Raw genomic sequence first — 20,730 nt, 5'->3', positions numbered from 1 at the left:
GCGGAGCGTCCGTAGAGGCATTCCCACGCAGAGAGTGGGAACGATCATCAACAGGAGTTTCAAATGGCGAAGAAACCCAAGGCAGCCACCTTCATCAAGGACCCGCTCTGGTACAAGGACGCGGTGATCTATCAGGTTCACGTCAAATCGTTTTTCGACTCCAACAATGACGGGATCGGCGACTTTCCCGGCTTGATCGCCAAGCTCGACTACATCGCCGACCTCGGCGTCAATACCATCTGGCTGTTGCCGTTCTATCCCTCGCCACGCCGTGACGACGGTTACGACATCGCCGAGTACCGTGGCGTGCACGCCGACTACGGCACGATGGCCGACGCCAAGCGCTTCATTGCCGAGGCGCACAAGCGTGGCCTGCGGGTGATCACCGAACTGGTCATCAATCACACTTCGGACCAACACGCCTGGTTCCAGCGCGCGCGCAAGGCCAAACCCGGTTCGGCGGCGCGGGACTTCTACGTCTGGTCCGATGACGATCAAAAGTACGACGGTACGCGCATCATCTTTCTCGACACCGAAAAATCCAACTGGACCTGGGACCCGGTGGCCGGCCAGTACTTCTGGCACCGTTTCTACTCCCACCAGCCGGACCTGAACTTCGATAACCCACAGGTCATGAAAGCCGTGCTCTCGGTGATGCGCTACTGGCTCGACATGGGCATCGACGGTTTGCGGCTGGACGCCATCCCGTACCTGATCGAACGGGACGGTACCAACAACGAAAACCTTCCCGAGACCCATGACGTCCTCAAGCAGATCCGCGCCGAGATCGACGCCAATTACCCCGACCGCATGCTGTTGGCCGAAGCCAATCAATGGCCGGAAGACACGCAACTGTACTTTGGTGACACCGACAAAAAGGGCTTGAACGGCGACGAGTGCCACATGGCTTTTCACTTTCCGTTGATGCCGCGCATGTACATGGCGTTGGCCCAGGAGGATCGCTTCCCGATCACCGACATCCTGCGCCAGACCCCGGAGATCCCGGCCAATTGTCAGTGGGCGATTTTCCTGCGCAATCACGATGAACTGACCCTGGAAATGGTCACCGACAAGGAACGCGACTACCTGTGGAATTACTACGCGGCGGACCGTCGAGCGCGGATCAACCTGGGCATTCGCCGCCGACTGGCGCCCCTGGTAGAGCGTGATCGGCGTCGGGTGGAGCTGCTCAACAGTTTGCTGCTGTCGATGCCTGGCACGCCGACCCTGTATTACGGCGATGAAATCGGCATGGGCGACAACATCTACCTCGGTGACCGAGATGGCGTGCGCACGCCGATGCAGTGGTCGATTGACCGTAACGGCGGGTTCTCGCGCGCCGACCCGGCCAGCCTGGTGCTGCCACCGATCATGGACCCGCAATACGGTTACCTGTCGGTCAACGTCGAGACCCAGGCGGGTGATCCGCATTCGCTGCTCAACTGGACCCGGCGCATGCTGGCCGTGCGCAAACAGTCCAAGGCGTTCGGGCGCGGCACACTGAAAATGCTCTCGCCGAGCAACCGGCGAATTCTGGCTTACACCCGTGAATTCACCGGGGCCGATGGCAAGCACGAAATCATCCTGTGCGTGGCCAACGTCTCGCGCAGCGCACAAGCGGCGGAACTCGACCTGTCGGCGTACGTCGGCATGGTGCCGGTGGAGATGCTCGGTGGTAACGCTTTCCCACCGATTGGCCAGTTGAATTTCCTCCTGACCCTGGCGCCTTACGGCTTCTATTGGTTCGGACTCGCAGCGGAAAACCAGATGCCAGCCTGGCACGTGGAACCGGCGCAAAGCCTGCCGGACTTCACCACGCTGGTGTTGAAACAACGCATGGAAGAACTGCTCGAAACGCCGTCCCGTGGCACGCTGGAGCAGGGCATTCTGCCGAGCTGGTTGCAGAATCGCCGCTGGTTCGCCGGCAAGGACGCGGCCATCGAACAGGTCAACCTGGCCTACGGCGTGCGTTTCGGCGATCCGCTGCACCCAGTGCTGTTGAGCGAGATTGAAGTCACCAGCGCAGGCCAGACCCACCGCTATCAGCTGCCATTCGGCTTTATTCCCGAAGATCAGGTCGGCGCAGCGTTGCCTCAGCAATTGGCCTTGTCGCGGGTGCGCCGTGGACGTCAGGTAGGTTTGATCACCGATGCCTTCAGCCTCGAACCCTTTATCCATGCCGTATTGCAAGGCATGCAGAACAACACCGTGTTGCCGTCGAGCGCAGGTGAAATCCGTTTTGAGCCCACGGCAGAACTGGCAAAACTAGGGCTGACGCAAGAGTCGCCTGTGCGTTACCTGTCCGCCGAGCAATCCAACAGTTCGGTGGTGATCGGCAACAGCCTGGTGCTCAAACTGATCCGCAAACTCGCCTCGGGCGTACACCCGGAACTGGAAATGAGTGCCTGCCTGACTAATGCCGGCTTCCGCAATATTTCCCCGCTATTGGGCTCGGTGGTGCGCCGCGATGAGCACGGCGAAGACACCTTGTTGATGATCGCTCAAGGCTATTTGAGCAATCAGGGCGATGCCTGGGAATGGACCCAGAACAACCTCGAACGCGCGCTGCGAGACGAGATGGCCGATGCCATGTCCGAACAGGAACAGCACTACAACGCACTCGGTGAGTTGAAGGATTTTGCCGGCATGCTGGGCCAGCGTCTGGGGGAAATGCATCAAGTGCTGGCCGCTCCGAGCAAAGACCCGGACTTCGCCCCGCAGGTCACCACGCAGAAAGAGGCACAGGCCTCGGCCAAGGACGTGGCGGCGCAGCTGGAGCACGCACTGAAGTTGCTCAAGCAGCACCAAAACCAACTGAGCCCTGCGGATAACGCTTTGGTCAGTCGTCTGCTGGACCAGAAAAAAACCATCCTCAGTCATGTGCAGGAACTCGGCAAGAAAGCGGCGGGAGGTTTGCGCATCCGTGTCCACGGCGACTTGCACCTGGGCCAGGTGTTGGTGATCAAGGGCGATGCCTACCTGATCGATTTCGAGGGCGAGCCGGCGCGGCCTTTGCACGAACGACGGGGCAAGCACAGCCCGTACAAGGACGTCAGCGGGGTGTTGCGTTCTTTCGATTACGCCGCCGCGATGACGATCAATGTGCATAACGTCGACAACACGGCCGAGGCCCAGGCTGCCCGCGAACGGGTTGCCGAGCGCTACCTTATTGAAGCAAAACAGGCATTTGTTGACGCTTATCGGCTAGCGGCAGCTAGTCTTGCTCATGCGTGGCAAGATCCGGAAGGCGAGGATGCCGCGCTAGCGTTGTTCGGTCTGGAGAAGGCGGCCTATGAAGTGGCGTATGAGGCCGAAAATCGACCCACTTGGCTGCCGGTGCCCCTGCACGGCTTGTATGGATTATTGAGTGGGCTTAAACCCTTTTCCGATCTTGGTGGAGAGTAGTCATGAGTTTCTCGAACAAGGAACAGGGTCACGCTAAAGAGGCGCTGCTGCCCAGAGCGCGGGATATCGACGCGTTGGTGCGCGCCGAACATCACGACCCTTTTGCAATTCTGGGGCCCCATGGCGATGGCGCCGACGGGCAATTCATTCGAGCTTATTTGCCTGACGCGTTGAGCGTACAGGTGTTGGCCAAGGACTCCGGGGAAGAACTCGGCAATCTGGAAGTCACCCAGACACCGGGGCTGTTTGTCGGGCACTTCGATCGGGCCCAGCCCTATCTGCTGCGCACCCGGTGGGCCGGCGGCGAACAAATCAGCGAAGACCCCTACAGCTTTGGCCCGCTGCTCGGCGAAATGGACTTGTACCTGTTCGCCGAAGGCAATCACCGCGACCTCAGCAGTTGCCTCGGTGCGCAGCTGAAAACGGTCGAGGGTGTGGACGGCGTGCGTTTCGCCGTGTGGGCGCCCAACGCCAAGCGCGTATCGGTAGTCGGTGATTTCAACAATTGGGACGGTCGCCGCCATCCGATGCGTTTGCGCCATCCGACCGGGGTCTGGGAACTGTTCATCCCGCGCATGCAAGCGGGTGAGGCGTATAAATACGAAATCCTCGGTACCCACGGTATTTTGCCGCTCAAGGCTGACCCGATGGCGCTGGCCACCACCTTGCCTCCGGACACTGCCTCCAAAGTCGCCTCACCGCTGACCATCGACTGGCAGGATCAGGCGTGGATGCAATCCCGTGGCGAACGTCAGCGAGCCACCGCGCCGCTGTCGATCTACGAATTGCACGCCGGCTCGTGGCAATGTGAGCTGGACGATCTTGGCGAAGTCGCCCGCCAGTACACCTGGCACGAGTTGGGTGAACGGCTGATTCCCTATGTGAAGGATTTGGGTTTCACCCACATCGAACTGATGCCGATCATGGAACACCCGTTCGGTGGCTCGTGGGGTTATCAGCTGCTGTCGCAATTTGCCCCGAGCGCCCGTTACGGTTCACCGGATGATTTTGCCGCCTTCGTCAACGCCTGCCACCAGGCGGAAATCGGTGTGATTCTCGATTGGGTGCCGGCGCATTTTCCGACCGATACCCACGGACTGGCGCAATTCGACGGCACGGCGCTGTACGAATATGGCAACCCGCTGGAAGGTTTTCATCAGGACTGGGACACGCTGATCTACAACCTGGGCCGCACCGAAGTGCACGGTTACATGCTGGCGTCGGGGCTGCACTGGCTCAAGCATTTCCATGTCGATGGCCTGCGCGTCGATGCCGTGGCGTCGATGCTCTATCGCGATTATTCGCGCAAGGCCGGCGAATGGGTGCCAAACCGTCATGGCGGTCGGGAAAACCTCGAAGCCATCGACTTTTTGCGCCACCTCAACGACGTGGTCGCGCTGGAGGCGCCCGGTGCGCTGGTCATCGCCGAAGAGTCCACGGCATGGCCGGGAGTCAGCCAGAGCACGCAACAGGGCGGATTGGGTTTTGCCTACAAATGGAACATGGGCTGGATGCACGATTCGCTGCATTACATCCAGCAGGATCCGGTGTACCGCGCCCATCACCACAACGAACTGAGTTTTGGCCTGGTGTACGCCTGGTCCGAGCGTTTCATCCTGCCGATTTCCCACGATGAAGTGGTGCACGGCAAGCATTCGCTGATCGACAAGATGCCCGGCGACCGCTGGCAGAAGTTTGCCAATTTGCGCGCTTACCTGAGTTTTATGTGGACGCACCCGGGCAAGAAGCTGTTGTTCATGGGCTGCGAATTCGGTCAGTGGCGCGAATGGAACCACGATCAGCAACTGGACTGGTACTTGCTGCAATACTCCGAGCACAAAGGGGTGCAAAAACTGGTCGGTGACCTCAATCGGCTGTACCGCGAAGAACCGGCGCTGCACGAACAGGACGATGCCCCGCAAGGCTTCCAGTGGCTGATCGGCGACGATGCGATCAACAGCGTTTACGCGTGGCTGCGCTGGAGCAAGGAGGGGCGGCCGGTCCTGGTCGTGGCCAACTTCACCCCGGTGCCGCGTGAGGGGTATCGCGTCGGCGTGCCATTTGCCGGGCGCTGGACCGAGGTGATCAACAGCGATGCGGCCATGTATGCCGGTTCCAACTATGGCAACAGTGGCGGGGCATTGACCGAAGAGGCACCGAGCCATGGGCAGGCGCTGTCGCTGGTGCTGAACCTGCCACCGCTGGCGGTGTTGATCTTGCGGCCGGAGGGCTGATCCGAAACCGTGTCGCTGCCTTCGCGAGCAAGCCCGCTCCCACATTTAACCGAGTTCTTACATGAGAATGCGGTCGAATGTAGGAGCGGGCTTGCTCGCGAAGAGGCCAGTCAAGACAGCGCATTCAGTGAACTGAAATCCTCACCACCGCATCCGCACCCCCAAACTCCCAATCAACCCATTCAAATCATTGTCATCCACATCACTGCTGTAATCCGCGCTGACGTACAAACTCACGGTGGGCGTAACTCTGGCCACCAACCCCAGACCCACTTCGACCGTCGACGATTTACGACTGCTGCTGATCTTGTCGACCTGATCGAGGGTCACGGTGCCGCCGGTGTTCACGGTGTGCCACAAGTTGGTTCGCACGTAGGGTTCGACGCCCAGGCCATTGATGTCGTAACTGCCTTTCAATCGGGCGCCGACTCGGCCGCTCCAGGACGTCAGCTCACTCGATGATGCATTCCCAGAACCGGCATACGGCGTATCCAGCGAAATGCGCTGATTGATCAACTGCGCCTGGGGTTCGACCACCCAGTTCTCGCTCAGGCCAATCGGGAAACCGCCTTCCACCGACAATGTCATCGCCGTGCCTTCAGTGGCCTGCCGCGCGCCCTGGTCGTTACGGCTGAAGCCATTGACCCGGCCACCGCTGGCGGTCAAATCCACATGCCAGCCTTGAGGGCCGGTCAGGCTCCAGTAAGCGCCGAGGCTCTGGCCTTGAAGGTTGAGAGTGTCTTGATCGGGGTCGGCCAAGGCTGGATGGGCCAGCAAGCCGTTGCCATTGTCTTGTAAGTGGATGGTGCCGCCGATCAGCCCGACCTTTTGGGTATGCCCGCTACCGCTCTGCAAGGTGAGGATTGCCGGGCCTTTGAATTCTGTAGTGCCAGGGATCGAAGATCCCAGTGACAGATAATCGGTCTGCGCTTGTCGCGACGCTTTACCGTACACCTGATCCCAGGCTGAAGGCGCTTCGTCTTCAATGGTCAGGTGTGAGCTGGTTGTATCGGAGGCAGCACCAAAATGGCCGGGGTAGGGGGCGGTGATACTCGTGGGTGGCAAGGTGAAGGCCGGGACATCCTGGCGATACCATGGAGCGATTTCTTCTTCCGTCGGCCCCGCCTGGGTCTCCAGGGTCGAGCACAACAAGATGGAGCCGGTAACAGTGCAAAAAGTGACTTTTATCTCATGTTGGGTGAATGACGTTTTCATGGAGGTCTACCTTGTAATCGCATGGAGTCTCTCGCTGTGGCGTCTCTCCTACCCCGAGTGAGGGGCGACCGAATGGATTAGGGGCACGCCTTTGGGCGCCCGTATTTGGCGGGTGTCTGGGGGTGTCCCCTGATGTTACTTCGGGGGTAGTAAAGTTTAGCTAAGAGGAACGCTGACAGCGCGTCAAGAAAACGTGCGATAGATGGTAGGGGTATTTCAGGTGTTGAAAGTGACTGATTTACGACGCGACGTAAGGCTTTGTTTATTCGGCGATACGTCAAAAAAACCGCTATCCAGATCCTTTTTTTACTTAGCTGCTAGAGGTGCACTTCGACTGCCAACGGCAAATGATCCGACAAGTGCGTCCAGGGTTTATGACTGAGTATTCGCGGTTCATGGCTGCTGGCGTTGCGCAGGTAGATCCGGTCCAGGCGCAGCAAGGGAAAGCGGGCGGGATAGGTTTTGGCCGGGCGCCCGTTATGGCGTTCGAACGCTTCATGCAGGTCATCGCGACGGGCGAGGGCGGCGTTGCCTTGCAACTGCCAATCGTTGAAATCGCCGGCGATGATCACCGGGGCATCGTCGGGCAGGGATTCGAGCAGTTGGCAGAGCAACTGTAGCTGCAGCTGGCGATGACTTTCGAGCAGGCTCAGGTGCACACAAATCGCATGGACTTCAGCGTGCCCCGGCACCTCCAGCACGCAGTGCAGTAACCCACGGCGTTCGGGGCCGGTGATCGACACGTCAAGGTTACGAAACTCGCGGATCGGGTACTTCGACAGCAGCGCATTGCCGTGGTGGCCATCGGGGTAGACCGCATTGCGCCCATAGGCGAAATCGCTCCACATGCTGTCGGCGAGAAATTCGTATTGCGAGGTCTGCGGCCAGTTGTAGTAGCGGGAAGAATGCCGATCGTGTTCTCCCACCACTTCCTGGAGGAACACCAGATCCGCCGACGTACTGCGCACGGCCTCGCGCAGCTCCGGGAGGATGAAACGCCGGTTGAGGGCGGTAAAACCCTTGTGAGTGTTGACCGTCAGCACCTTCAGGCGCTGTGTCTTCGGGGTCGGATCGAGCATGGCCTGTTGCTCGGAATCGTTGGTCACGTGTGCGCCTCTGAATCTGGACTGCGTATGCATGCGACTGATGCTGCGGCGTGCAGTTCACAGCCATCACAATTTTGTAGCAGCTGCCGAGCCTGCGAGGCTGCGTCCGGCTGCGCAGCGGTCGTAAACCCTGTGCACTCGGTTTACCTGAAACACCGTGTCGCCTGATTTTACGACCGCTGCGCGGCCGGACGCGGCCTCGCAGGCTCGACAGCTGCTACAGAGCCATGCCCTCAGATGAAGACTATTTCGTAGGGCAATCGCATGCGATCCAGGAGCACTCGGGGCAGCAGGGGGGCGATGCCGAGGGCCGGTTCGCCGTCGAGCTGGCTGGCGTAAGCGTGGGTGGCGTGGCTTTTGCGCGCGACGGTCCAGGTGTCGAGACGCACTTTGCGTGCACGGTGCCAGGGCATCAGCCCCTGGTCGCGAGCCGGCCAGTGCCAGGCCCAGATAGGCACTTCATGGAACGCCGCACCGACCTTGCTCGCAGCCAGGGCGCTGGCACGGCCGACGGTATCGTGATCGGGCGTGCCGTCTTCGCGCCAGGTGCTGAACACCACATCACCAGGGCGCAAGTAACGGGAGATGAATTGGGTCAGTTGTGTCTCATGTTCGGCCAGGGCGAAGTCAGTGAAGCCACCGCGAATCCATTTCAGGCTGTGCATCGGCAAGCCAAGCCGACGCAGGGCCTCGACGCTTTCCTGGCCGCGAAACACGCTCAGACGCTTCTCTGACCATTGTTGTGAGCCTGGCTGGCTGGCACTGCCATCGGTGACCGAGATCAATTGCAGCGGATGACCGAGGCTGGAGAGTAGTTGCAGCAGGCCGCCACAGCTGACCACTTCATCGCCGGGATGCGGTGAGATCACCACGGCGCGTGCGCCGGCGGGGATCAGGGACTGGGTGTTGATGACCGGGATGTTGTCCAGTTGCAGCGCGCTGTTCCAGATTTGGGCTGGCTGGCTGCTTTCGATGAGGGAGACGGTTTTCATCGGGCCTACGTCCTTGTTTTGTTTAATAGCAAAGTCCAACGCTCCGTACCTTGGATTGTCGCGAACAGAGTATTGCTCAAGTATCGCTATTCGTCGCGTGACGCTTTCATTTTTTTAACCAGTTGGTACCAAATCCCGTAAATAGACGCTGAAACCACCGCGTGCAGCATGCCAATCATCGCAGGCCCTCAAGTGCCGCGACAGAGCGAGGTTCTCGACTCCAGACCTCCAGCAGGAAATCCGCTTCCTGGTGAAGGGCCAGGCGCGCCAGCGTCAAGTGCTCGTGGAGCAAGTCGTGCACCTGCCGAGCGTTCAACGGACAGCCTTCAATGGGTGGGCGCCAGTGGCAGGCCAGCAGTTGGCCGTCCGCGGTGAGTGATTGTTCGGCCCGTTGGACCAGGTGTTTCAGGTCATCGGCATCGAGGTAATAGCCGATTTCGCTGAGCACGATCAAATCGAACTTTTCCTGCGGCCAATCGGCAGGCATGCGAGCGTGACGGATTTCGGCGTGGTCGAAGGGGCCGAGGCGGGTGCGCGCCAACGCAGCGGCTGCGGCGGCGGTGTCGCAACACAGCAGGCGGTCGCAGCGGCTGGCCAGTTCAAAGCTCAGTTCACCGTTGGCGCAGCCGGGCTCAAAGATTGCCCTGTAATGCGGGCGCGGCAGGGCGGCGAGGGTGATTGCGCGTTTTCGCTGTTCGTACCAGCGTTGACGAAACGCCCACGGATCATCGGTGCCGGCAAACATCCCATCGAAGTAGCGATCTTCGACGCTCATAGAAAAATCACCTCGAACGGCTGCAGCAATCGGTCCAGCACATAGGGCGCCAGCACGGGTGGCAAGCCGATCTGCGGATCCCCTTCCAATTGGCTGGCGAAGGCGTGGATCGCGTGGCGTTTGCGTGCGATCAGCGGCGGGGTCAGGCAGATTTTACGTGCCCGGTGCCATGGCACCATAGTGTCTTCCGGTGTTGCCCAATGCCAGGTCCACACGGGCAGTTCATGCAGAGTCGCGCCGATGCGCTTCGCGGCAACGGCGCTGGCTCGCCCCACGGCTTCATGGTCGCAATGACCGTCTTCGCGCCACGTTGTAAACACCACATCGGTGGGGCGCAGGTGATGTTCGATGAGCGCGCACAATTCGGTTTCGCGCGCGGCGACGTTGCTATCACTGAAACCACCGCGCAGCCATTTCAAACGGTGCAGCGGCAAACCGAGCCGGCGTAAGGCTTCCACCGATTCTTGTGGCCGCACGGCGCTCAAACGCTCCACGGGCCAGCGTTTTGAGCCGGGATGACTGGCGCTGCCATCTGTGACTGAAATCAGTTGCAACGCCCGGCCTGCCGCTGCAAGCAATTGCAGGAAACCACCGCAGCCCAGCACTTCGTCATCCGGGTGCGGGGCGATGATCACCGCGCGCGCGCCTTCGGGCACAAGACTGAGGATATCGATCTGCGGCAGTTGCGCCAGATGACGGGAGGTTTGCCACAGGCGCAGTGGTGTGCCCTGGCCCACGATCGGGTTGGTTTTCATAATGTCCATGTCCCGTTGATGACCTGTTTGCCGAGCGCGGCGAGATCCCGTTCGGCATGGCTTTGGCGCAGGAACACCGGCAGGTCGGCCATCAGTCGAGCGAACTGCCGATCCCTGCAATAAGGCCCGGCACCGAGGGCGTGGCCGACGTGCAGGATCACCTGTTCGGCGGCCTGTTCAACCACCGCCCGGGCCCGACGGGCGAGCAATTGGGCGTTGTCTTGCGGCGAACCATCGATGGACTCGGCGCTGGCACGCAACACCTGCGCCGCAGCGTGCAGCGCACGGTCGACCGCGCCGAGGTGGGCGAGGGCATGCGGTTCTTCATGCTGCGCGCAGTGACTGCGCAGGCGTTCGGCCAGGCTGCGAGCCGCGCCGTACCAGCAGGCGGCAATGCCGATTCCGCCTTGCCAGAAACCCGGTCGTTGCAAGTAATCGCCGGGAAGGCCAATGACTTGAGCTTCAGCGCTGTCGAACAGGACATCAACGCTGCCAGTGGCGCCCATGCCGACCGCTTGCCAGCCTTGATTCGTCACCCTGACACCGGGTTGATCCAGGACCACCGCAACCAATTGCTGACGATCCTGTTCATCCCACGTGGTGAGCAGCGCATGGCTCAACACCGCCGCGCCCGAACACCAGGCTTTGCGCCCGTCCAGCGTAACCCGAGCCCCTTGCTGAGTGACCCGCACCCGCGCATTCGCAGGTTCGGCAGCCCACATGCCCCAAGTGCTACCGAGCATGGGTGAGCCGCCGAGTTGCGCCATGATGGCCAGCGCATCGGTGTGGCCTTCGTACAATTTGCACAGACCCAAATCATGCCCGCCGACCTCGGCCAGGCGCTGGAAGCGCTCCAGTGTTCGGCCACTTCCCGGCTGTGGAAGCTGATCCAGCCCGGCCTCCGCCAGTGCTCGAAGGCAGCGCCCTAGCGCCTGGGTGTCTGGGTAATCTGCTGGCTGGTGAATGAGAAACGCCTGAAGGTCCATTTCACTCGTCTTCCTCATGCTGTAATTCGAACAGCAGCAATGATCGGCCGGTCACCGAATATTCGTGATCGAATTCGAAGCGTTCCTGGCCGCGAATCGACGGTTCATTGGTGTCGATCATGCAGGTCCAGTGTCCGCCATCGGGCACTTGCGGCAAGGTGAAGTTGACGATGTCGTGGTGCGCGTTGACCACCAGCAACAGCGTTGCGTCCGCGCCTTTACGGCGGATGCCGGTTTCCTGGGCGCGGCCGTCGAGCAAGATGCCAAGGCAGCGACCGTGGCCCTCGCCCCATTGCTCCTGGGACATTTCAGTGCCGTCCGGCGCGAGCCAGGTCACGTCCTTGACGCCGATGTCCTCGTTGTAATTGCCCACCACGAAACGCCCGCGACGCAGGATCGGGTAAGTCAGACGCAGCTTGATCAGGCGTTTGACGAACTTGAGCAGGGCCTTGCCGTCTTCGCTCAAGTCCCAATTGACCCAACCGATCTCGCTGTCCTGGCAATAGGCGTTGTTGTTGCCTTCCTGAGTGCGGGCGAATTCGTCGCCGGCCACCAGCATCGGCGTGCCTTGGGACAGCAGCAGCGTGGCGAAGAAGTTGCGCATTTGTCGCTGGCGCAACTCGTTGATTTCGGGATCGTCGGTCGGGCCTTCGACGCCGTGGTTCCAGGACAGGTTGTTATTACTGCCGTCCTGATTGTTCTCGTCGTTGGCTTCGTTGTGCTTGTCGTTGTACGACACTAGGTCGTTGAGGGTGAAACCGTCGTGAGCCGTGATGAAATTCAACGACGCATAAGGGCGTCGGCCACGCTGGTTGAACATCTCGCCGGAGGCGGTCATGCGGCTGGCGAAATCGGCAAGTTGGCCGTCGTCACCTTTCCAGAACGCGCGCACGGTGTCGCGGAATTTGTCGTTCCACTCCACCCAGCCTGGCGGGAAGTTACCGACCTGATAACCGCCGGGACCGCAGTCCCACGGTTCGGCAATCATCTTCACCTGACGCAGCACCGGGTCCTGGCGGCAAGCCACGAGGAAGCTGTGACGCTCATCAAAGCCGTCGTGGTAACGACCGAGAATGGTCGCCAGGTCGAAGCGGAAACCGTCGACGTGCATTTCCGACGCCCAGTAGCGCAAGGAGTCGGTGACCATTTGCAACACGCAAGGGTGGCTCAAATCCAGGGTGTTGCCGGTCCCGGAATCGTTGATGTAGAAACGTTTGTCCTCGGGCATCAAACGGTAGTACGAGACGTTGTCGATGCCGCGCATGGACAAGGTCGGTCCTTGTTCATTGCCCTCGGCCGTGTGGTTGTAGACCACGTCGAGGATCACTTCCAGATTGGCTTCGTGCAGGTGCGCGACCATTTCCTTGAACTCGGCGATCTTGCCGCTGGCCAGGTAGCGCGGGTCCGGGGCAAAGAACGCGATGCTGTTGTAGCCCCAATAATTGGTCATGCCCTTGTGCAACAAGTGCTGGTCATTGACGAACGCGTGGATCGGCAGCAATTCAACCGACGACACCCCGAGTTTGCGGATGTGTTCCAGCACGTCGTCCACCATTAACCCGGCGAACGTGCCGCGAACATTCTCGGGCACAGAAGGGTGACGCATGCTGATGCCGCGCACGTGGGTCTCGTAGATGATCGTTTTGTCCCACGGCACGCTGACGCGATGGTCGTGGCCCCAGGTGTGCGCCGGGTCGATGACTTTGCATTTGGGCACGAAGGGCGCGCTGTCGCGTTCATCGAAACTGAGGTCGGCATCGGGGTGACCGATGGTGTAGCCGAACAGCGCTTCGGACCATTTCAACTCACCGACCAATTGCTTGGCGTAGGGGTCGATCAACAATTTGTTGTGGTTGAAGCGATGACCGTTGGCCGGGTCGTACGGGCCATAGACGCGATAGCCGTAGATCAGGCCTGGATGGGCGTCGGGCAAGTAGCCGTGGTAGATCTCGTCGGTGTATTCCGGCAGTTCGATGCGCTCCAGTTCCACCTCGCCGGCGTCATCGAAGATGCACAGTTCCACCTTGGTGGCGTTGGCGGAAAACAAGGCGAAGTTGACCCCAAGGCCATCCCTGGTTGCGCCCAGCGGGAAGGGCAAGCCTTCACGAATTCGCGATGCCTCGGCGTGAGGCTCTGGCGCGGCTTTTTTTGGCGTGGTCATACGTGCTCCTGCATGTGGGGATCAAGGTTTTTTCGAGGACGAACGCGGCCCCAGTGGCGAGCGGGCTCGCCACGTCATTGATCGATATCTATCGTTTAGAACGTCAGGTGATCGGTGGCTTTTTCGCCGCGCGAGGCTTTTTCTCGACGGCTTTTTCCCCCGGTGGGATCACTTTCGACGCCGCAGCAGGCTTGGCCTTGGCTTTGACCTTGGGTTTGGTTTCGCTGGCATTCCCGTCCAGTGCACCATTGGCCTTGCCGGCCGCAGATTTCGCGGCGGTCGCTTTCGTTGATTTTTTCGGTGCCAGGGCTTCTGCTTCGGCCAACTTGCGAGCCATTTCCCAGTGCCGGGCTTCCTGGCCCTCCGGCTTCCCTTCAGATTCCCAGATCTGATAGGCAAATTCGCGAACGCGTTTATCGTCGGTACTCATCGCAATGCTCCTGAACTGAACTCAAGCTTGGGTAAAGAGTTGGATAAAGAGATTGACCGGGACAACCTCCAGCGCGGCGCCGATGTTCAGCTCCCTGTGTTTTGTGACTGCAACGCTGGAAAAAAGTCCCTTCAAATTTTCGTCAGAGGCGGCGAACGGCAATTTGACCCGCGTATCGCCCCACTGCAGCGCATCCATCCTTGGTTCAGCACTGTTTTTCAGCAGATCGGCGCAGCGTATCGGCACGATCACGATGGCGCGCTTGCCTTCAAGCGAGCGAGCAAAAGCCAGCACTCGATGTGCCTGGCTGCCGAGCACTTCAAGGGCTTGATACGACCCTCGCGAAAACAGGTCGGCATGCTCGGCCCGCAGGTTCAGTACCTCGGCGATCAGCGTCTGCTTGATGCGCCCGTCACGCCAGTTCGCCAACAGCTCGGGCACGTCCGGTGTGGCTTGAAGGGCCCGTTGACGACTGGCGTAATCCACCGGCCGGCGGTTGTCCGGATCCACCAGGCTGAAGTCCCAGAAGTCGTTGCCCTGATAGAGGTCCGGCACCCCCGGCACGGTCATGCGCAGCAAGGTTTGCGCCAATCCATTGAGGGCGCCGGGTGCGGCGATGGCCTGAACCGCTTGGTCGAGGGCTGCGCGTAACGGCTCACCTTCGGGGGCCAGAAACAGACGTTCGATAAACACCTGCATGGCGTGTTCATAGGGTTCGTTCGGTGCGCTCCAACTGCTTTGCAGCTTGGCTTCGCGCAGGGCTTTTTGTTGCCACCGCCAGAGGCGTTTGGCGTAGTCCTCAAGCGCAGGCTGATCGTCGCCATGCAGGGTCAGCGACCAACTGCCGAGAATCGCCTGGTACAGGATTAACTCATCACCCGCCGTCGGCATGTGGTCGTCGTCCCTCAGCGGTTCGGCGAGGGTTCTCCAGAGCGGGACTTGCTCGGCGTACCAGGCGCTGCGTTCACTCAATACGGCCAAACGGGCACGGGTGTCTTCGCCGCGTTTGTGGTCGTGGGTGGCGGTGGCCAGCAGGTTGTCCGGGAATTCGGCCAGGCGTTTGGCACAGACGGCATGGAAGTCCGACAGCGGGGCGCTGAACTGTTCGGTGCTGAAGCCGACGTCATTGCGCGACAGCAACACCGCCGAGCGATAGAACGCGGTGTCTTCAACCGCTTTGGCGGCGGCCGGTGAGGTCAGTTGCTGAAAGCGCACGCAGGCATGCTTGAGCATCTTGCGCTGGCGACCCACCGGACGTTTGCGCCAGGGCTCGCCGCCGAGCCAGCCGGCCAGACAGTCGAGCACCGGCCAATCGGCTTCGCTCAGTGTTTGCCGCGCACCGTCCAACGCCTGCTGGAAAAACACATCGTCTTCAGTCGAACGGCCACGAGGGCTGATGTACGTGCGGTAAACGGGGAAGTGCACGATCAATTCCTGCAACGCCCGGCGGATTGCACCGAGCGTCAGGTCGCGGCTCATCAGGTTGTCCCGGGCCACTTGCAGCAAGGCCTGGGCCACGCTTTCGAAATCGCCGGCCAAGGAGCCGTTGAGGATTTGCTGACGTGCCAGTTGCGCTTCCTGGCGGAAATCGGCAGGACGTTCGCTGCAGTGCTGCCAACGTTCGCCCAAGGTCTGGGCGCCTTGCGGGTCGTGTTGCAGCAGCGACACCTGGTTCATGAATTCGTATCCGGTGGTGCCATCCACCGACCAGTCGCGGTGCAGGGTTTCGCCTTCGCCAAGGATCTTCTCGACGTAGATCGGCAGGTGTCGGTCCGGTGACAGGCTATCGACCCGGCGTCGCAATTTGCGGCAGTAGCCACGGGGATCGGCGAGGCCGTCGATATGATCGATGCGCAAACCGTCCACCAGCCCTTGCTCGACCAGTTCGAAGATTTTCGCGTGGGTGGCCTCGAACACGGCCGGTCGTTCGACGCGCAAACCGCCCAGTTCGTTGACATCGAAAAAGCGCCGCCAGTTGATGTCATCCGCTGCCGTGCGCCAACTCGCCAGCCGGTAACTCTGGCGTTCAAGCAGATTATGCAAGCGTTGGAAACCGTCGAGGGTGAGCGAGTCATAAGTGCCCAGATGCTGCTCGATGGACTGGTGTATCACGGGATCGCTGGCCAGTTCGTGCAGTTCGGCTTTCAGCGGCAGCGCCAGACTGTGGGCGTCAGTCTGGTAGCTCAGGGTCGTGAAGCGTTCCGCCAGCGATTTCAGCGGTTCACCACCGGTGGGCAGCAGTTCGCCATAATTCATCGGGCAGATCGGGAAGCGGTGATCGTAATGCTGCACGTAAAAGCTGCCGCCCTGCGCATCGAAGCGCAAGGGCAAGGTGCCGTCCTGCAAGGCGATGCCGTAGTCGCTGCCCAGGAATGGCAGCAATAACTGACCTTCCATCAAGGGGTCCGGCGAGTGCCACTGAATGTCAAAAAACTCGCCGAACGGGCTCAATCGCCCCCATTCCAGCAAGTCCAGCCACCAGGGATTATCAGCACCACCGACGGCCATGTGGTTGGACACGATGTCGAGGATCAACCCCATCCGCTGCTCGCGCAGGGCGCTGACCAAACGTCGCAGCGCGGCTTCGCCACCCAGTTCGGGGTTGACCGTGGTCGGGTCCACCACGTCGTAGCCATGCATGGACCCGGCGCGGGCGGCCAGCAGCGGCGAGGCATAAACGTGGCTGATGCCCAGACGGGCAAAATACGGCACCAATGGCACTGCTTGATCCAGCGTGAAGCCTTTATGAAATTGCAGCCGCAGGGTCGCCCGCAGCGGTTGAATAAACGGCGCCGTCATTGGTCACGCTCGCCCGCCTGAAGCCGCGCGCAGGCGAGCAGTTCCAGGCGTCGGGCCGCGTCCGGGTCATCGAGCAGGGCTTCGCTGTCACCGGGCAGGCGTCGTGACCAGTTGGGGTGGGTGTCGATGGTGCCGGGCAGGTTGGCCTGCTGTTCGATGCCCAAGGCATCTTCCAGTGGCAGCAAGACCAGGGGCGCGCGGGTATGCCCGAGGAACCGGATGCTGGCGTCGAGCACTTGATCGGTTTCGTGGGACTCCTCGCGAAAGTTCTGCGGGTCTTCGCTCAACACCCGGCGCAGGCCTTCACGTTCGCGCTCGCGGTGTTGGCGCCACTCGATTTCGCCGCTGGCGTCTATCAGGCTGAGCCGGGCGTTCCAGTCGATGTCGCGCCCATGCCACCAGCCATTGAGCGTCGGCAAGTCATGGGTGCTGGTGGTTGCCAGCGCGTTGTCTGGCCAGTCGAGGATGGGCTTGAAGTGGGCGTTGTCCTGTTCAAACAGCAGCACACGCATGCCGAGGATCGAACGAGCGATGAGCTTTTCGCGCAGGCCATCAGGCACGGTACCGAGGTCTTCGCCGAGCACTATCGCTTGATGCCGATGGGATTCGAGCGACAGCAAACGCAGCAAGTCGTCGACCGGGTAGTAAAGGTAGGCGCCATCCCGGGGAGACGCGCCATTGGGAATCACCCACAGCCGTTGCAGGCCCATGATGTGGTCGATCCGCAGGCCGCCGGCGTGGGCGAAATTGGCGCGGAGCATTTCGATAAACGCGCGAAACCCGTTGCGCACCAGACCTTCAGGCGAAAACGCGGAAATGCCCCAGCCCTGGCCGGTGCGGTTGAGAATGTCCGGCGGCGCACCCACCGTCAGCGAGGCGAGTAGTTCGTCCTGGCGGCTCCAGGCCTGACTGCCGCCACCGTCGGCACCGACGGCGAGGTCGGCGATCAGCCCGATGCTCATGCCGGCGCTGCGGGCGGCGGTTTGCGCACGCTCAAGGCAGCGGGTGATCAACCATTGGCAGAAGGCGAAAAAGCCGATGCGTGTAGCGTTCTCTTCTGCGAATTCGGCCAGGGCGACGCTGCGCGGGTCGCGCCATTGTTCGGGCCATTCGCGCCAGTCGAGGCTTTCACCCCGGGCGGCGCGGGCTTCCTGCAGGGCTTCGAAGCGGCAGTGGTTTTCCAGCGCTTCGCCCGAGGCATGGCGGAAGCTGCTGAAGTCTTCGTGCAAGGGGTGTTCGCCCTGGACAAAGCCTTCGTACAACGACAGCAAAATGCGATGTTTGGCGTGCGCGGCCACGGGCCAGTCGATCAGCGGGCGTTCTTCGAGTTGTTGCAGTTCTGCGGCCAGCCCCGTGGCGTCAATCGCCGTGCGCATCGCCCGCTCACCGAGGATGGCGCCGGGCGCGGCGTACAGGCTGTTGAGAAACAAACGGCTGGAGGGCGAGTAAGGACTGTAGCGCTGCGTATCGCTGCCAAACATCGCGTGCAACGGACTGATCGCCAGCGCTTCGGCGCCGCGTTCGCCTGCCACCCGCGCGAGGTCTTCCAGTGCCTGGGTATCGCCGAAACCACCATCGCCGGTACGTCGCAGAGCGTACAGCTGCACGCTCAGGCCCCAAGTACGCGGAATCGGATTGTCCACGGCGTCGCCCACGCTGTAGCAGCGCTCGGGCGCCACCGCGAGGGTGAAGGATTGGCCATTGATGCTGACGTGCTGGTAGCCGACCGGAATCAGCCCGGGCAGCACCGCCTGGGCATCGAGCTTCAGGTAGATCCGCGAGCCGTCTTCGAGATGAATGTCGCAAGGGGTTTCAGGCTCGAAGTAACGTGCCAGATCGAGACCGGCACCGAAGTCGACCGTCATCAGCGGCGGCAGGCGGTGAGTCTGCTGGACGGCTTGCAGCTCCAGCAGGCTCGCGTCGATTTCCTGGGCACTGCCGGCCGGGTGGCCGAGGCCCGTGAGCACGGCGCGTAACACCGAGGGGCCGACTTTCTGTGCGCGACCATTGGCGTCGATCCAGTCGACGGCCAAGCCTGCGCGGCTGGCCAGTATTTCAAGTTGCGCATCGCTCATGGGCGCTCTCCATGCGGGGGTAGCAAAGGGGCTGCAGCGGTGAGGCTGACTAGCGCGCAATACGGGGCAAGTTTGCCCTGACGCAACAGGCCGGCTGAGTGGGGCGGGTGTTCGAACAGCACGCGGGTGTCGGCCTCAGGGGTGTGGACCACGGGCACGTCGCTGAGGTTCAGGTCAATGCGCAGTTCGCTGCCATCGCCCAACCGCCAGCGTGCGCTCAGCGCGCCGTGCCCGAGCACATCCGCGCCCAGTGCCTGGGTGCCGGGCAGACGCGGGATGAGGTGCTCGTGGCGCAGCTGTAACAGGCGGCGATACAGATCATGAATGGCCGGCAGTGCGCTGGCGCTGCGCTTCGGTTGCGACGCTTCAAAGGTCTGAGGTGCATTCGGGTCGGGAATCCGTTCACGCTTGTGCGGATCGGCGAAGGCACTGAACGCCGCGAACTCGTTGCGTCGACCTTCGCGCACCAATTCTGCGAGTTCACCGTGGTGGCTGGTGAAAAACAGAAACGGAGCCTGCGCGGCGAATTCGTCCCCCATGAACATCAGCGGGATCATCGGCGACATCAGCAGTAATGCGGTGGCCGCATAGAGCGCATCAGGGTGGGTCAGTTGATGCAGGCGTTCGCCCAGTGCGCGGTTGCCGATCTGGTCATGGTTTTGCAGAAACAGCACGAACGCTGTCGGCGGCAAATGACCACTGGGCTCACCTCGCGGTGTGCCGTGGCGAGTGATATGGCCCTGAAACACAAAACCCTGGCTCAGGCAGCGAGCGAGTTGTTCGGTGGGCTGTTCGGCGTAATCGGCGTAGTAGGCGTCGGTTTCGCCAGTCAGCAACACATGCAGGGCGTTGTGACCATCATCGTTCCACTGCGCATCGAAGCCTTGTTGCAGCAACTTGGCTTCATTGTGTTCGTTTTCCACCATCAGCCACACATGGCGTGCGGGTTCGGTTTGCTGGCGGATCCGTTGGGCCAATTCTTCAAGGAAGTCCGGGCTTTCAATGGCGTGCACCGCGTCCAGGCGCAAACCGTCAAAGCGATATTCCAGCAGCCACATCAACGCATTGTCGATGAAGAAATCCCGCACCTCGCGTTGCCGGAAGTCGATGGCCGCCCCCCACGGCGTGTGTCTGTCTTCGCGGAAAAAGCCCTTGGCGTAGTGGTGCAGGTAATTGCCATCCGGGCCGAAGTGGTTGTAAACCACGTCGAGAATCACCGCCAGGCCCAGGCCATGGGCGGTGTCGATCAGGTGTTTGAGTTGTTCGGGCGAACCATAGGAAGCCTGGGGTGCATACGGCAAGACGCCGTCGTAACCCCAATTGCGCTCACCGGGGAACTGCGCCAGCGGCATCAGCTCAATCGCGGTGATGCCGAGTTCGACAAGGCGCGACAGGTGTTGCTCGACAGCACTGAAACCGCCGAGCACACCGACGTGCAGCTCGTAGATGATCGCCTCGTTCCATGGCCGACCGTGCCAGGTGTTGTGTTGCCATCGAAAGGCTAGCGGATCGACCACCACACTGTGACTGCCGATATCGCCGGCTTGCGCGCGGGAGGCCGGGTCCGGCACCTCCAGCTTGCCATCGATGTTGTAGCGGTAACGGGTGCCCGCCGGGCAGCGGGTCTTGATCACGAACCAGCCATCTGCCTGAGGCAGCAACGGCAAGGATTGTCCATTTTCCAGTTCGACACTGACGTAAAACGCATCAGGCGCCCACAAGGCAAAACGCGTGTGCTCTGCGTCCAGCATGATTGCGCCGTGGGGCCAGGTCTCAAGGGTCCGTAACGGCATCGTT

The 20,730-nt window shown here is 61.1% G+C and carries 13 protein-coding genes; 2 read left to right on the top strand and 11 right to left on the bottom strand.

Annotated features, from left to right (window positions below):
- Window positions 1-63: 63 nt before the first annotated feature.
- A complete protein-coding gene (gene treS / locus J2Y56_RS11850; protein ID WP_007948464.1) occupies window positions 64-3,405 on the top strand; it encodes a maltose alpha-D-glucosyltransferase in 3,342 nt (1,113 codons plus the stop codon).
- Between the two features lie 2 nt (window positions 3,406-3,407).
- Complete coding sequence (gene glgB / locus J2Y56_RS11845) at window positions 3,408-5,639, top strand: 1,4-alpha-glucan branching protein GlgB (protein WP_310350294.1); 2,232 nt, start codon at window positions 3,408-3,410, stop codon at window positions 5,637-5,639.
- Window positions 5,640-5,780: 141 nt separating this feature from the next.
- Here glgB and J2Y56_RS11840 read toward each other — a convergent pair whose 3' ends face one another.
- From J2Y56_RS11840 to treZ, 11 genes are all read right to left on the bottom strand, one after another.
- Complete coding sequence (locus J2Y56_RS11840) at window positions 5,781-6,854, bottom strand: autotransporter outer membrane beta-barrel domain-containing protein (protein ID WP_007948466.1); 1,074 nt, start codon at window positions 6,852-6,854, stop codon at window positions 5,781-5,783.
- 317 nt (window positions 6,855-7,171) lie between these two features.
- Complete coding sequence (locus J2Y56_RS11835; RefSeq protein WP_405046853.1) at window positions 7,172-7,933, bottom strand: endonuclease/exonuclease/phosphatase family protein; 762 nt, start codon at window positions 7,931-7,933, stop codon at window positions 7,172-7,174.
- 260 nt (window positions 7,934-8,193) lie between these two features.
- Window positions 8,194-8,952, bottom strand: a complete 759-nt coding sequence (locus J2Y56_RS11830; RefSeq protein WP_310334426.1) for a PIG-L family deacetylase — start codon at window positions 8,950-8,952, stop codon at window positions 8,194-8,196.
- Window positions 8,953-9,127: 175 nt separating this feature from the next.
- Window positions 9,128-9,727 carry an SAM-dependent methyltransferase gene (locus J2Y56_RS11825; protein ID WP_150778519.1) on the bottom strand — a complete coding sequence of 200 codons (600 nt, stop codon included), beginning with the start codon at window positions 9,725-9,727 and terminating at the stop codon, window positions 9,128-9,130.
- The gene (locus tag J2Y56_RS11820; protein ID WP_310350290.1) at window positions 9,724-10,482 is read right to left on the bottom strand and encodes a PIG-L family deacetylase; all 759 of its coding nucleotides are present in this window, start codon (window positions 10,480-10,482) and stop codon (window positions 9,724-9,726) included. The genes J2Y56_RS11825 and J2Y56_RS11820 overlap by 4 nt, the downstream gene beginning before the upstream one ends.
- Window positions 10,479-11,468 carry an acyl-CoA dehydrogenase family protein gene (locus J2Y56_RS11815; RefSeq protein WP_310350317.1) on the bottom strand — a complete coding sequence of 330 codons (990 nt, stop codon included), beginning with the start codon at window positions 11,466-11,468 and terminating at the stop codon, window positions 10,479-10,481. The genes J2Y56_RS11820 and J2Y56_RS11815 overlap by 4 nt, the downstream gene beginning before the upstream one ends.
- Window position 11,469: 1 nt before the next feature.
- Window positions 11,470-13,629 carry a glycogen debranching protein GlgX gene (gene glgX / locus J2Y56_RS11810; protein ID WP_310350288.1) on the bottom strand — a complete coding sequence of 720 codons (2,160 nt, stop codon included), beginning with the start codon at window positions 13,627-13,629 and terminating at the stop codon, window positions 11,470-11,472.
- Between the two features lie 103 nt (window positions 13,630-13,732).
- A complete protein-coding gene (locus tag J2Y56_RS11805) occupies window positions 13,733-14,059 on the bottom strand; it encodes a DUF2934 domain-containing protein (protein ID WP_007948511.1) in 327 nt (108 codons plus the stop codon).
- A 21-nt stretch (window positions 14,060-14,080) separates the two neighbouring features.
- Entirely contained in the window at window positions 14,081-16,858 is a 2,778-nt protein-coding gene (locus J2Y56_RS11800) for a malto-oligosyltrehalose synthase (protein WP_310350284.1), read from the bottom strand.
- Window positions 16,855-18,933 carry a 4-alpha-glucanotransferase gene (gene malQ, locus J2Y56_RS11795; RefSeq protein ID WP_007948513.1) on the bottom strand — a complete coding sequence of 693 codons (2,079 nt, stop codon included), beginning with the start codon at window positions 18,931-18,933 and terminating at the stop codon, window positions 16,855-16,857. The genes J2Y56_RS11800 and malQ overlap by 4 nt, the downstream gene beginning before the upstream one ends.
- Window positions 18,930-20,726: a malto-oligosyltrehalose trehalohydrolase gene (gene treZ, locus J2Y56_RS11790; protein WP_007948516.1), complete on the bottom strand. Its 1,797-nt coding sequence runs from the start codon at window positions 20,724-20,726 to the stop codon at window positions 18,930-18,932. Before treZ ends, malQ begins: the two co-directional genes overlap by 4 nt.
- Between the last annotated feature and the right edge of the window lie 4 nt (window positions 20,727-20,730).

Source organism: Pseudomonas sp. BE134 (assembly GCF_031456105.1).
Classification (GTDB): Bacteria; Pseudomonadota; Gammaproteobacteria; order Pseudomonadales; family Pseudomonadaceae; genus Aquipseudomonas.
Note: the sequence above shows the minus strand (reverse complement) of the source record. Positions and strands in the feature narration are given on the sequence as shown.